Annotated in this window: 12 protein-coding genes; 5 read left to right on the top strand and 7 right to left on the bottom strand. The window is 51.4% G+C overall.

The window, feature by feature from the left end; genetic code table 11:
• Positions 1-2 precede the first annotated feature (2 nt).
• The 7 genes from QWI17_RS22385 to QWI17_RS22355 form a co-directional block, all read right to left on the bottom strand.
• On the bottom strand, positions 3-1301 hold the full coding sequence (locus QWI17_RS22385; RefSeq protein ID WP_302724762.1) for a MotA/TolQ/ExbB proton channel family protein: 1299 nt from the start codon (positions 1299-1301) through the stop codon (positions 3-5).
• Complete coding sequence (locus QWI17_RS22380) at positions 1301-2071, bottom strand: DUF3450 family protein (RefSeq protein ID WP_302724761.1); 771 nt, start codon at positions 2069-2071, stop codon at positions 1301-1303. The genes QWI17_RS22385 and QWI17_RS22380 overlap by 1 nt, the downstream gene beginning before the upstream one ends.
• Before the next feature lie 45 nt (positions 2072-2116).
• Complete coding sequence (locus QWI17_RS22375; protein ID WP_302724760.1) at positions 2117-2632, bottom strand: DUF2799 domain-containing protein; 516 nt, start codon at positions 2630-2632, stop codon at positions 2117-2119.
• A gap of 387 nt (positions 2633-3019) precedes the next feature.
• Positions 3020-3535 (bottom strand): DUF2799 domain-containing protein, encoded by a 516-nt coding sequence (locus QWI17_RS22370; RefSeq protein ID WP_302724759.1) that lies wholly within the window; start codon positions 3533-3535, stop codon positions 3020-3022.
• Between the two features lie 104 nt (positions 3536-3639).
• Positions 3640-4527, bottom strand: coding sequence for an SMP-30/gluconolactonase/LRE family protein (locus tag QWI17_RS22365; RefSeq protein WP_302724758.1), 888 nt, complete (start codon positions 4525-4527; stop codon positions 3640-3642).
• Positions 4524-6929: a beta-N-acetylhexosaminidase gene (locus QWI17_RS22360; RefSeq protein WP_302724757.1), complete on the bottom strand. Its 2406-nt coding sequence runs from the start codon at positions 6927-6929 to the stop codon at positions 4524-4526. Before QWI17_RS22360 ends, QWI17_RS22365 begins: the two co-directional genes overlap by 4 nt.
• A gap of 21 nt (positions 6930-6950) precedes the next feature.
• Positions 6951-8186 (bottom strand): amino acid deaminase, encoded by a 1236-nt coding sequence (locus QWI17_RS22355; protein WP_302724756.1) that lies wholly within the window; start codon positions 8184-8186, stop codon positions 6951-6953.
• 155 nt (positions 8187-8341) lie between these two features.
• On the opposite strand from QWI17_RS22355, the gene QWI17_RS22350 reads away from it, so the two are divergent.
• The 5 genes from QWI17_RS22350 (at position 8342) to QWI17_RS22330 (ending at position 13314) form a co-directional block, all read left to right on the top strand.
• On the top strand, positions 8342-9208 hold the full coding sequence (locus QWI17_RS22350; RefSeq protein WP_302724755.1) for a MurR/RpiR family transcriptional regulator: 867 nt from the start codon (positions 8342-8344) through the stop codon (positions 9206-9208).
• Between the two features lie 47 nt (positions 9209-9255).
• Positions 9256-10698 (top strand): N-acyl-D-amino-acid deacylase family protein, encoded by a 1443-nt coding sequence (locus QWI17_RS22345; protein WP_302724754.1) that lies wholly within the window; start codon positions 9256-9258, stop codon positions 10696-10698.
• Positions 10699-10759: 61 nt separating this feature from the next.
• Positions 10760-11149 carry a RidA family protein gene (locus tag QWI17_RS22340; protein WP_302724753.1) on the top strand — a complete coding sequence of 130 codons (390 nt, stop codon included), beginning with the start codon at positions 10760-10762 and terminating at the stop codon, positions 11147-11149.
• A 238-nt stretch (positions 11150-11387) separates the two neighbouring features.
• Entirely contained in the window at positions 11388-12839 is a 1452-nt protein-coding gene (locus QWI17_RS22335) for a sodium:solute symporter family protein (protein WP_302724752.1), read from the top strand.
• A 79-nt stretch (positions 12840-12918) separates the two neighbouring features.
• Positions 12919-13314, top strand: a complete 396-nt coding sequence (locus QWI17_RS22330; RefSeq protein WP_302724751.1) for a DUF488 domain-containing protein — start codon at positions 12919-12921, stop codon at positions 13312-13314.
• Positions 13315-13327: the final 13 nt, after the last annotated feature.

Raw genomic sequence — 13327 nt, 5'->3', positions numbered from 1 at the left:
GATTAGGCCGCCGATTTTGCGTTCATGGCGATGGCGGTTTCTTCTACCTGATGCAGGTGAGATTTTACGCGTCGACTTAATAGAGCCCCGGTGACCAGAGCGGGAATGGCCACTATGAGGCCTAGCTCGGTAGTGACCAGTGCCTCAGAAATGCCGCCGGAAATCGCCACAGGATCGCTATTTCCGAAAATCGAGAGCATCTTAAATGTTTCAATCATGCCCGATACCGTACCTAATAGGCCCAGTAGGGGAGATACCGCAGCGGTTACCGTAATGATGGTTAAAAACTTTTCGCAGGTGCGGCGCTCTTTGTGAATTCGGTTGATAAGCAGATCGTCGCGACTGGTTGACGCGGGTTGATCCAGTACAATTCGCAGCAAGTCGTAGTAAACATTCTCCATTTCGCCAGATAAAGACCTTAGTAGCTTTTTCGACCGTTCAGTATTGTCTCCCAATAAGGTCTCAATGTTGTTCATGGTTTTCTCAGACAGCTTAGGTAGGCGAACCAGCTGAACCGCCTTGCCGAGCGCAATGATGAGTGCTATAGCACCAAAGCCTAAAATCGGAATGATCCAAACGCCACCTTTTTCCAGGTGTGCCAACACACTTTCCTCGGCCAGTTCCAGCTCGACTGCTCGGCCCTGCGATGGGTCGATCTTCAAAGTCGTATGCCCTGTCGTTTGCAAGTTGATAGTTGCCTGATGGTCATCGCCACTGAATAAATAGTGGGCTCTAAACGGAGGTTTTTGTCCCTGTAGAAATCCCGACTCCTCGTTGCTGATAAAGTAGCGATGGACGCCTAGATCAAGTACATCAGCGCTAATATTTTTACCGCCTATACTGGTGATAGTTTGTTCTTGCCAGCGTGGTGATAGGTTGTTTCGAATATCATCCAGTGCACCTGAGAAAGTCGCTAAAGTGGTGTTCTGATCCGGTTCGTCGGTCGATTCTTGGTAGTACTGATGAAAGTTTATTAACAGATTTCTTTGATAATAGTGTTGATCCTCCCACAGCTTCAAATCACTTTGTAACTTCTCTAGAGAGATCAGTTGATTGTCTGCGGCGGATTGAATTTTCTTAATTTCTTTCTCTAGCAGTCTGGTTTTACGGTCTTGTGTTTCCAGACGTTTTGCGTACTCAATTTTTTCCCTATCAATGTTTTTCTGAATGTCATCTAATTTGTTCTTGGCCGACTCGACCTTTGCCGAGACGCCGGGGTTATCCAGTTGCTCGGCGGTTCCCTTTATTGGGTAAAGTGACAACAATAGGATCAACAAAGCTATACAATGTGCGGATTTCATTACTTCTTCCTTATAGCAATGGGTATGCTCACAAACTGGCTGCCGTCTGGGCCGTTCAGTGCATCGCTGAGTGTTTGAATCTCTTTGGTGCTAATACTAAAACCTAAATCTTGTTTGGTGTTATCAGCGCTTATCCATTGCCAGCCGTCTGCCGTGGGCATGCCGACACCATATTCACTACTGTCCGGTGATAGATACCAGGCAAAAGATATCCCCATATAAATTTGCGTTACATGCAGTGAGCTGTCCGGGCCTATGAGTATAGGGCCTTCAGTTTTATGGTATGACTCACTAAAGTTATTGATATTTTTAACGTTGTCGATAAGTGCCGATAAGCGGTCGGTGACGGAGGCGCTGGTGTCATTCATCACCTCAAGCTTGCCGTCAATTGTTTCGAGTAAAGGCGGGGGTAAGCGTTCACTTAAGCCATTAACCTTAAACGTATACTGCTCAACAGACGTCATGAGTTCACTTTGACTGTCCTGATACTCCGACATTTTTTCATTTATATCGGATCGACGTTCCTGCGCATCCGTTTGCGTGGTCTGGCTAATTTCAATTTTACTTTGCAGCTCCTCTTGCTTGGTTTTGTGCAAGTAAAGTTGTTGATCGAGCAATATTTTCCTTTCAAGCCAGTCGCTTTCAATCTGACTTCTTTGAATTTCAAGGCTTAGCCACGCATCTGTGTTGGACGGGTTTAGCGCCTGCGCAGAACAGGCGCAGGCTAGCCCACAGAAAAGGGTGACAAGGGTGATGTACACTCTCGGCATATACAGTTCCTTTGTTGGTAAGATGGTTACCAGGTGGTAAGGCGGTTAGCCGCCAGGTATCGTTGGGTCGTCGAATGAATGTTCTCCGGCCGCGTCACCAAACCCCATATTGCGATCAAAGTCAGTCTTCCGTTCATATTCATCAAAATCGTGTACAACGCGCTCCAGGCTGTTGTATTGACCTGTCTCGTCGAGGTATTGACGATAGCCATCTTTTTGTCCCTGTCTAAATGTGTCTGCCAGCTCCATTGGGCAAGTGTAAGAGTCTATGTCGTTTTTTGATCCCAGTTCGAAACCATTCTCGTAGGTGCAAAATTTCTGTAGACCTTGAAAAAAACCAAGTTTATAGGCATTCAAATTATCGCCAGAAAATTGATCTCCACAGCTTTTATGGTATTTTTTTATAATATCGGGCTGTGTTCCTGATTTGGCATCTGCAATACCTTGCTCCTGCCAGTTGGGAATATCGCAACTTACCTGATTGTTTGGTGCGGTGCTACAGCCCGCAGCGATAATGAGTCCTTGTGCGGCTAAAACACTTAATACGCGTTGACGAAACATAATTCTATCCTTAGTTGGAGACACTGGTTTTCCATTGCCGTGAAAGTGCAGGGATTACTGATTTATTGGTTTATAATTTCCATTTTTATATCTGTTATATTTTTTATATGTGATGGCTGTTTATAGCCTGACACATTGTTAACGAAGCTCTCCATGTTGCCACGTTTTTGCGTGTTGATGGAAGCTCATTTGTTGTTTTTTCCGCCAAAGAGTTTCCGGTACTTTCTGCCCAGTGAGGGGCGCTGGCGACCCCCCCCCTGTTTCACTTCCTGCAATGTCATTGGGCTGATTCATTCGATCGTCGTGAGCGAGCACTTCAGCCTTTTTGGTTGTCATGATAAGCGCGACATGCACACTACATACACAGTTCCTTTGTTGGTCAATTAGTTAGCGGCCAGTCGTTGGAGGTTCGAAAGTGCTGGTCCAGGCACCGTCACCCGCTCCCATATTGCTGTCAAAAGTGTTCTGTCTTTTGATGTGTTCAAAATCGCGGGAGACTCGCGTCAAGCTGTTGTCCTGACCTGTGGCCGCGAGATATTCACGATAACCGTCTTTTTGCCCCTGTCGAAACTTTTCCGCCTGCTCCATTGGGCAAGTGTAAGTTTTTATGTTGTTTTTCGAACCTAACTCGAAACCATTCTCGTAGCTGCAAAACTGCTGTAGGCCTAGGAAAAAACCCAGTTTATAGGCATTTATGTTATCGCCAGAAAATTGTGTCCCACAGCTTTCCTGATAATTTTTTATAATATCGGGTTGGGCGCCTGAGCTGGCATCTGCAAGCCCTTGCTCTTGCCAGTTGGGGATATCGCAACTTACTTGCTTGTCCGGGGCGTTGGTGCAGCCCGCTGCTATAAGAAGTCCCTGTGCTGCTAAAATGCTTACTATACGTTGACGTAACATCATTCCATCCTCGTTAGAGGCAATAAAATTGCTATTGCCATTATATTGAGGGCACTATTTTTTGTTTGGCTCATTATGCGTTCCTATTTTTCGGAATCTATAAATAATTATTTGTAACCGGGTATATCGTTCACAAAACTTTCTACATTGCCGCGCTTTTGCATAGTAATAAACGCTCGTTTGTTGTCTTCTCCGCCAAAGGCAATATTGGTGGGGTGTTTGCCGTTGAGAGCGATGGTTTTAATAAGCTCACCTTTGGGGGACAACACTGCAATAGTGCCTGCGCCATAGCGAGCAATATAAAGATTGCCTTCAATGTCACAGGCCATGCCGTCCATGCCGTGGTTATCGAACGAGTAGAATTCACGTTTGTTGGAAATGTTGCCTTGATCGTCTAGATCGTAGGCCCAAACTTTGCGTTGTACACTTTCGTTTACATAGAGCGTTTTGCCATCGGGCGCAAGCTCAATGCCGTTGGTGGTGCCCATATTGGATTCGAGCAGTGTGGTTTTTCCTTTGCTGTCGGCGCGCCACAGGTTGCCGGTACTCTCTGCCCAGTTGGGGTCGCTGGCAAACACAATTCCGGCCGCGCTTATGGCAATATCATTGGGCTGATTCATTTGATTGTTGTGGGCGAACACTTCAACTTCTTTGGTTGTGGTGTCGATGCTTAATATATTGTGGCCAGTGTAGTCGGCAACGTACATATTCCCGTTCGGTGCAATGCGCAGCGCATTGCCGGTGCTTCCCTCGGGTAATGCGAGCCAAAGGCTGGCTTGATTTTGACCCGTGATTTGACCGATGGTACCTTCGCGCTGAAAATTGACCGCGTATAGATGACCGTCCTCCCCCACCACGGGGCCTTCTATGCCTTGGGTAAAGGTATTTTCTTCAACCCAGTCTATAGTATCTACCGCTGATACGTGTCCGCAGGCGGTAAGGCCAAGACACAGCAGAAACGAACTACTCAGTCTTTTGGACTTTTCAAGTTTCATGGTTTGTTCCTTTTGAGGTCGGCGGCATCGAGTAATTGCGATACGCCGAAGGCTGCCGCGATAATGACTTCATGTTGTATTGATTGAGCCTGCTCTAGCGTGCCGGCAAAGCTTTCAAGTTGTTCTTTACTGAGATTTCTTTCATAAAGTAAATGCGCCATTAGGGCTAAGCCGGCATAGCTGACTTTTTCAACACTTTCGCTCAGCTGGGCTAATTCAGAATTGGGTTCTATCGATTGACTCTTGCCAACGGCAATACTGGCATCCTGCCAGACGTTGAGTTGTTGTTGAGTGTTTTGAGTTAAGGCGTCGTTATGACGCTGGTGCAGCCACTGTGTAACGTGTTGGCTAAATTGTAGGGCTGGGTTACTTTGCGATGGCAGTGCGTCCGCAAAGCGGTTGAGTGAATCGCGTCGGGAGTAGGTTTCTTTCTCCGATTTTTCGTGGTGGCGATGATAGTAATGCGCAGGCTCGATTGCGGAGCTGAAGGTCAGCAGCGTATCCACCGCAAGATGCGGGGCGAGTTTGGCCAGTAAGGTTTGCTGCTGGGCGAAATGTTGTAAGCCTACCGATTTCGCTGACCACATCGATACTGCGTTAAGGCGGCGCTGCATAGACATTTCGTCAGTCACGGCTGCGTCAGACCAAAGTCGCTCTGCGACCACAAATCCGCGCGGCCAAAGCCGCAGGTCCAGATTGGTGTGATCAACCATTTCGCTCCAAAGCGCCGCTTCCCCGCCCAGTACTTGATCGAGTTTATCTTCGCCAATGTAGTCTTTTGCGACGGGTTTGGGTATCTGGCTGTTAGCTATGGTGTTCGTCGCTACTAACGTTGCAGTGAGCGCGTAAGGTGCATTGCCTACCAATAAACTCCCGCTCAAGTCACTTTTCTTAGCGGTAAGGTTAGCGGTTACCGGGCCCATCCAGGTATCGATGTTAAAGCTAATGTGTTCGCCGTTGACCCGGACATTATTCAGTGTTTGACGCGACTTGCCTTTAAAGTCGATAAATCCACGCAGGTTTTCGCCTTGGCCTAAAAGAGTAAGGTGCCCCTGTACCGCGCTGCCGCGTTTGCGCGGAGCCTTGAACGACCAGCTGCGCCATGGTTCAGAGGCTGTCGGCTCGATTGCAATGTCGATTTTTTGCGGCACAAACTTAACCCGGTGGTGGTAGCTGGCGTACTGCGGTTGGTCGAGGTAAAAGCCTGTCGACAGAAGTGCGGGAAACCCCATGTTAATAGCGCGGCCTAGTGCATCCGGACCCTGCCAGGACTGAACAATCGTGCCTTCGGGCAAATCGGGGTGCAGCACTTCGTCCCAGCCAATCATTTTACGGTTTAGCTCGCCTAAAATATCGGCGAGGCGCTGATTAAAGTAGGCGTGTATGGCATGGCTATCGGCCAGCTTATTGGCCCTGGCGAAGGCCTGAATTTCTGGGTTGGTCTCCCAGTGTTCGGCGTCAACTTCGTCACCACCAATGTGCACATAGGGGAATGGGAACAGGGAGGCGACTTCCCCCAAAACAGCTTCAGCAAATTGGTACACCTCGGGGTTGGCCGGATTCAGCAAAGGTTTGTGTACTCCCCAGCGGTCCTCTGCTGCATAGGGGCCGGGTGCTGACATAAGTTTGGGGTAGGCCAGGGCAATGGCGCTGGCGTGGCCCGGCATATCAATTTCTGGCAGAACATAAACGCCACGGGCGGCGGCGTAGGCGATCACATCTATCACTTGCTCTTGGGTGTAAAACTGGCCGTTCGATGCAACCTCGTGCAGGCGCGGGTAGGTTTTCGACTCCAGCCGCCAGCCCTGGTCATCGGTTAAGTGCCAGTGGAATACATTAAGTTTGGCGGCGGCCATACCATCGATTTGGCGTTTGATATCGTCAATGGGCAGAAAGTGGCGAACCGAGTCCAGCAACAAGCCGCGCCAGGCAAAGCGCGGTGCGTCGACAATCGTCACAACCGGCAGTTGCGGCTGCTGATCTGTACTGATTCCGGCAAGCTGCAGTAAGGTTTCCAGCCCGTGCAGAGCGCCACGCTCGCTGTTGGCGCTGAGCTCAATGCCGGTGGCGGCAACCTTAAGCGTGTAGCCTTCGCCGTTTTTGTCCAGCAAGTCGTAAGCGTTATCGTCCACAATAATGCTGAGCGCAATTTTTGCCCCCGCCGTGGTGAGCCCAGTTTGTTGGCTGAGGCGTTGTTCGAAGCGTCCCAGAGCCGCCTGCAATCGTTCGCTGGCCTCATCTGGCGCTTCAATCACTGGCAAACCAGTCAGCGCAAATACTTCGCCGCTGGCCGCAACACTTTGTGGCATTGGCATAAGGTCGATATCAGGCACTGCAACACTGTCGTCGCCATAGGCAACTAGCGCGAGTAACAGTACAGAGAGTGCAATAATTAGTTTCATATAGGGGCTTCGCTCGTTGCCTTAAAAGCAGGTATCGATGGTGTCCAGTAGCTGGTACTGTTCGTCAATAATGTGCACCTGGCGCCACTTATCGAAGGTCAGGCAGGGGTGTGATGTGGAAAAGGCGAGAATGTCGCCCACCTGCAGGTCACAGTGGGGCGGAATTTTCATGGCCGCATGTTGATCCATAATATGGAACACTTGCCACTGAGATGGCGCGGGCTTGGGAACGCCGGTGCCCGGGCGAAAGTGCAATGAGGGTTGCGGTAGCCCGGCGTCAAAGGCGCAGTCACGCTTGCCCAGCGCGACAATGGCGAGCCCCTCTTCTGGCAGCGATTGCACATACGACCATACCTCGAGGGCAGACTCTAAATCCCCTTCAACGGCACAGCTGTCTCCCAGCCGCTCGCGCACCTTATTTTGCGCTTCCAGGTAAATGCCTTGGTCGTGAATAAGGTAGCAGCCGGGGCGGATGACCGGAATAAACTTATCCGGGTCGGCCTTACCGAACACGTCACTGACCAGGTCGTACCAGGCAGAACCGGCGCCGGTGATCACGGCCTTAGGCTCTGCAAAGTAACCCGCTGCATGCACCGCTTCGGCGGTTGTCAGTACCGATTGCAAATGTTGGTGAATTTTACTGGGGGCATCTGGCCCGCCAATAACACCCTCATAGGTTTCAATGCCCGATAACTTAAGAGCGGGTAAACGGGCGATTAATGCACTGAGTTCCAGCGCTTGTTCCTGGCTGCGACAGCCGCAGCGCCCGCCGGGCACACCTATCTCAATCATGACATTGAGTGACTGGCCCGCGTCAGCATAAAACTGACTGAGCGCTTTGGCATTCAGAGCGTTGTCCACCAGGCAGTGAAAATCCACTTCGGTGTCCGCTATAAGCTCACTGATAATCTGCATATTGGCCCGGCCCACCAGCTGGTTGGCCATAATAATGCGATGAATGCCGGCATCTTTGGCAGTGCTTGCTTGCTGGGCAGAGGCCACCGTTTGGCCCCAGGCGCCCTGCGCTTGTTGCTGGCGAAATAGGGCCGGCGCCATCGTGGTTTTGCCGTGAGGTGCCAGTTTGACGCCCTGTTGCTCGGCAAAGCTCTGCATCCAGTTTAGATTCTGTGTCAGCCGGGGCTGGTACAATACGGCGGCGGGTAAGCTAATGCTTTCGTCCAGCATCGAGCGCGTGTTTTTGCCCACATTGGCGACACCCTTTTGGCTTAGAGATACACTATTATTAGATGAAGTCATGCAAGTCGACGCTGTAATAGATGAATTATATTGAACGGTATGATATTAAATAACATTAGTGGCGGTCAAACATTGATACATAATTTCATTAAGTGCATAATATATCTGAATATTTGGGCCCCTAAGGCAATTGTAGACCTGCAGGGGGGCGGCCAGTGACTCACGACCTGGATATCGTATCCCGTATTAATACGCTTTATGGGCAGCTGCGAGACGCCGAGCAAAAAATCGCCAAAATGATACTGGCCGATTTACAGTTTGCTTCGGAGTCCAGTATCAGCGACATGGCAGCCAAGGCCGGTGTCAGCGAGGCCAGCATCACCCGCTTTGCTCGCGCCGTAGACTGTAAGAATGTACGCGATTTGAAGTTGCGTCTGGCGCAGTCGGTTGCCGTGGGGCAGAGGTTCTACACCGACGTTCAGGTAGAGCCCGACGGAAAACACGCCGTGTTTGAGGCGGTTCAGGCCGCGCTGGAGATGAACGCTGCGCTGATTACCGATGAAGTTATTGAGCCTGCGGTGGATGCACTGGCCGGTGCCCGACAAATTTTAGTGTTCGGTGTTGGTGGCGGTTCCACGGTATTGGCGCAGGAGTGCCAGTATCGGCTGTTTAGGTTAGGACTGACGGCAACGGCTTATTCCGACCCTATGCTGATGCGCATGGCGGCGGCGACGCTCGATGGCAATGACGCGGTTATCTGTCTCTCTGCCGGGGGTTTTAGCCCGGACGTACAAGAGGCGGCACAAATAGCGCGCGATTACGGCGCCAAGTTGGTTGGTATAACGACGAAAGATTCGCCCCTGGGTGGCGCTGTTGATTGTTTGTTGCCCATAGAGTCCATGGAAACCGATTTTATTTTTAAGCCCAGTGCGTCGCGCTACGTTATGTTGGCGGCGGTTGATGTTTTGGTCACCGAGTTGGCGGTGCGTCACAAGCGCAAAAGCCGGGAGACGTTGCGCCGAATTAAACACACACTGGATATACACAAGCAAGGCAGAGATCGTTTGCCGCTTGGAGACTGACAGGCAAACTCTCGCGATTGCAGTAGGGTTTGTCAGCGAAGAGATTTATGCTGTATCAAACCCTGATAAAAAACGCGCTGGTTTTCGATGGCACCGGCGCGCCTCCCCGCCAGGCGGATGTCGCCATTGTTGATGGCACTATCGCGGCCATAGAGGCCTCATTAGAGGCCGACGCTCAGAATACGATTGACGCCCAGGGCCTATGTCTCGCCCCGGGCTTTATCGATGTCCACACTCACGATGACCTAAACGTTGTGCACAACCCTCATATGCTGGAGAAAATCAGCCAGGGGGTTACCACCGTTATTGTCGGTAATTGTGGCATCAGTGCCAGCCCGGTCACCCTCGCCGGCGACCCGCCCGACCCGCTCAACCTACTGGGCGATCGAGCGCAATTTACGTTCCCACGTTTTGCCGATTACGCAGCGAAAGTTCGCAGTGCCAAGCCCAGTGTCAATGTCGGCGCACTGGTGGGCCACACCGCGATTCGCAATAACCATATGGATCGTCTCGATCGCGCTGCGAGTCAAACTGAACTGGCCGCCATGGTGGATCAATTGCGCGGCGCGCTCAAAGATGGCGCTCTGGGGATGAGCTCCGGCCTGGCCTACGCCAGTGCCAGACAGTCAACAACCGAAGAAGTGATTGCAATGGTAAAAGCGCTCGGTAGCGCCGACGCCATTTACACCACGCATTTGCGCACAGAGTTTGACGGTATTTTGGAAGCCATGGGCGAGGCGTTCTATACCGCGCGCAGCGGCAAAGTGCCGCTGATTATTTCCCACCTTAAATGCGCGGGCAAAGGCAATTGGGGGCGCAGTGGTGAACTGCTGGAGCAAATAGAGCACGCAATCGAAACGCAACAGGTCGCGTGTGATTGTTACCCCTATGCGGCGAGCTCCAGCACGCTTGATCTGGCACAGGTAACGGAAGACACCGATATTTTTATTACCTGGAGTGACGCGCATCCAGACAAGACGGGCAACACGCTGCGCGATATTGCCGATCAGTGGCAGCTCAGTCTACTGGATACCGCCCGCAAACTTCAGCCAGCGGGTGCCGTTTACTACTGCATGGATGAAAACGATGTAGAAAATATATTGCAGTACCCGCGCACCATGATCGGCTCCGATGGTTTGCCCAATGATCCGCACCCACACCCAAGATTGTGGGGCGCATTCGCGCGCGTGCTTTCGCACTACAGTCGCGATCGAAAATTGTTTGATATGGCCACAGCCATTCACAAAATGACGGGGCTGTCTGCCAGAGAGTTTCGACTGGCCGGGCGCGGCGAAATTCGCTGTGGTAATCACGCCGATTTAGTATTGTTTGATGCCGAAAAAATAAAAGATAAGGCCACTTTCGCCGAGCCCAAACTGGCAGCGGAAGGTATAGAAAAAGTATGGGTCAACGGCGTGCTCAGTTATCAGCCGGGCCAACCGCAAACCGGCCGCAGTGGAGAGTTTTTACTGCGTCAACATAATTATTAAATGTATCCAAACAGTTGTCTAAATTTACGATTTGTTTATTGAAAATTAAGTGGGAGTCAGTATGAGTATTACGCGATACGGGGCGGAAGGTAGTATGGGTACCGGTGGGCAGCATCTACCTTTTGCCATGGCGGCCGAAGCGGCGGGTTGGCTTTATGTGTCGGGCCAAACCCCAATGCTAGATGGCGAAGTTGTAGAAGGCTCCGTGGTTGAGCAGTCACAATTGGCGATTGATAACTGCTTAAAGATCATGAAAAACGCCGGCTACGGTAAAGAGCATGTGGTTCATTTAACCGTTATTTTGACCGACGCGCGTTACTTTCAGTCGTTTAACAAAGTCTTCAAGCAAGTGTTTGGCGAAGCGCCACCGGCCCGTATTTGTTCGGTTTGCGACCTGGTGGTTGACTGCAAAGTGGAAGTGGGTGTGGTTTGTTATAAGCAGCCGGAGTAAGACGGGAAACGGATGACGGAGTACGGGAAACGAAAAAATACTAGGGCTGGGATTGAGGAAGGCAACTTACAACGGGAAATAATGGAATATGAGTCGGAGGGAAGTGAACGAAATAAAATACATATGTGATTCTTTTCCGTACCCCGTACCCCGTACCCCGTACCCCGTACCCCGCCCCGAATTCCGGCGAGCACAGAATAACAACCCCTGAGTTTAATCACTAACTTTCGAATACTTTATGAATACAAGTATATTTTTAACCGCTCTTGCCGTTTATATTATTTGTCTAATTGCGCTAAGCCTATTTGTGTCTCGCAATAATAAAAGCGGGGAGGATTTTCTGCTGGCCGGTCGCGGCCTGCCAATATTTCTGACCATTGGCACTACGGTGGCAACCATGGTGGGTACCGGCTCCTCTATGGGGGCCGTAGGTTTTGGTTATGCCAATGGCTGGGCGGGCATGCTGTACGGTGTAGGTGGCGCTGTGGGCATATTGCTGCTGGGTTTGTGGTTTGCGCCGGTGCGTAAGTTTGAATTTATGACCATGAGCGAAGAGATTTCCTACTATGTAGGTGCCAATCGCTGGGTTAAGAATATTGTGGCTGTGCTTATTTTTGTGGCCAGTATTGGCTGGTTGGGGGCACACATCTTAGGTGGCGGTTTGTACCTGGCCTGGATTGCGGACGTTGAATTGCAAACGGCCAAAATTATCATCGCGGTAAGCTTTGCAATTTACGTGATTATTGGCGGCTACAACGCAGTGGTGTGGACCGACACACTGCAAGCGATCATATTATTCTTCGGGTTTATTCTTATGGCCGTGCTAGCGGTGGATGCCGTGGGCGGTTGGCAGGCGCTGATGGACGCGCAGCCGGTGGAGAATATATCCTTTTTGGCAATCGACGCTGTCGGCTCCTTGCACGCCGTATCACTGATGCTGGTCGTTGCCGTTGGCGTGCTGGCAACTCCCTCTTTTCGCCAGCGCATCTATTCGGCGCAAACGGTGAGCTCGGTGCGCAAATCGTTTTATATATCGGGCACGCTCTATGTCTTTTTCTCATGCGTGCCGGCCATTATCGGTATGGGCGCCTACGCGCTTAACCCAGAGTTAGAAAACCGCAACTTTGCCTTCCCGTTTCTGGCCGCAGAAGTGTTGCCGCTGGCGGTGGGTGTGGTGGTACTCATCGCTGGTTTGTCGGCGACAATGTCGAGCGCCAGCTCCGATGCTATCGCCGGCGTCAGCATTTTAATGCGTGATACCTATGCGATGGTCACCGGAAAAATGCCGCCCAAGAATCGCGTGATACATCAGTCCCGTTTGGCGCTGCTGGGTATTATTGCGGTGGCGCTCGGCTTCGCGCTTTTATCCAACGATATTATCGGTTATATCACCACCATGATTTCAACGGTTATGGCCGGGCTTTTTGTCTGTGGGTTGCTCGGGCGTTTTTGGCTGCGCTACAACGCCCCCGGCGCTATTGCCTCGCTGTTGGCCGCGTCGGTAGCGTCTCTGGTTGTGGTTAATTTTTACCAGGGGTTTTGGGGCAACCCGGTTATTCCCGCGGTGATCAGCTCGCTCGTGGTCGGTATCGTCGTCACCTTGCTGACGCCGACTTCTAAATTGACGTCGGAACAGGCCTTAAAAGTGTTGGGCGACGAACGCCATGCAATGGAAGGCGGTCGCGAGTAGCGCTTCGCCTAATCAGGTGCGGGTATGTCATACCCCAGCGCGTCTTTGCTAAACTCAAGCCATGGCTTACGACATCCGTTTGCAACGAATTTACCAAGATGCAGCGCCAGCCGACGGCACGCGCATACTGGCTGATCGCCTCTGGCCTCGCGGTAAACGCAAAGACGAGCTCGCGCTAGCGGAATGGTGCCGCGACGCTGCTCCCTCCACCGGAATTCGTCAGTGCTGGCACAGAAATGAATTGACAGAGGCGGCTTTTGGTCACGCCTACCGTCATCAGCTGGATCAAAGCCCGGAATGCTTGGTTCCTTTAATGCGAGCTGCAAGGCAGGGCAGCCTCACGCTACTGACGGCCAGCAAAGAACCTGAAAACTCGCATTTGCCCATATTGCGGCGCGCGATACTGGATGCCCTTCACGCCGAGGATAATGGCGATCGGGACGACCCTGCCTCGCCGGTGTGCTTCCGGTCTTAGCCGCGCTTCGTGG

The organism is Gilvimarinus gilvus (assembly GCF_030518155.1).
Lineage (GTDB): Bacteria > Pseudomonadota > Gammaproteobacteria > Pseudomonadales > Cellvibrionaceae > Gilvimarinus > Gilvimarinus gilvus.
Note: the sequence above shows the minus strand (reverse complement) of the source record. Positions and strands in the feature narration are given on the sequence as shown.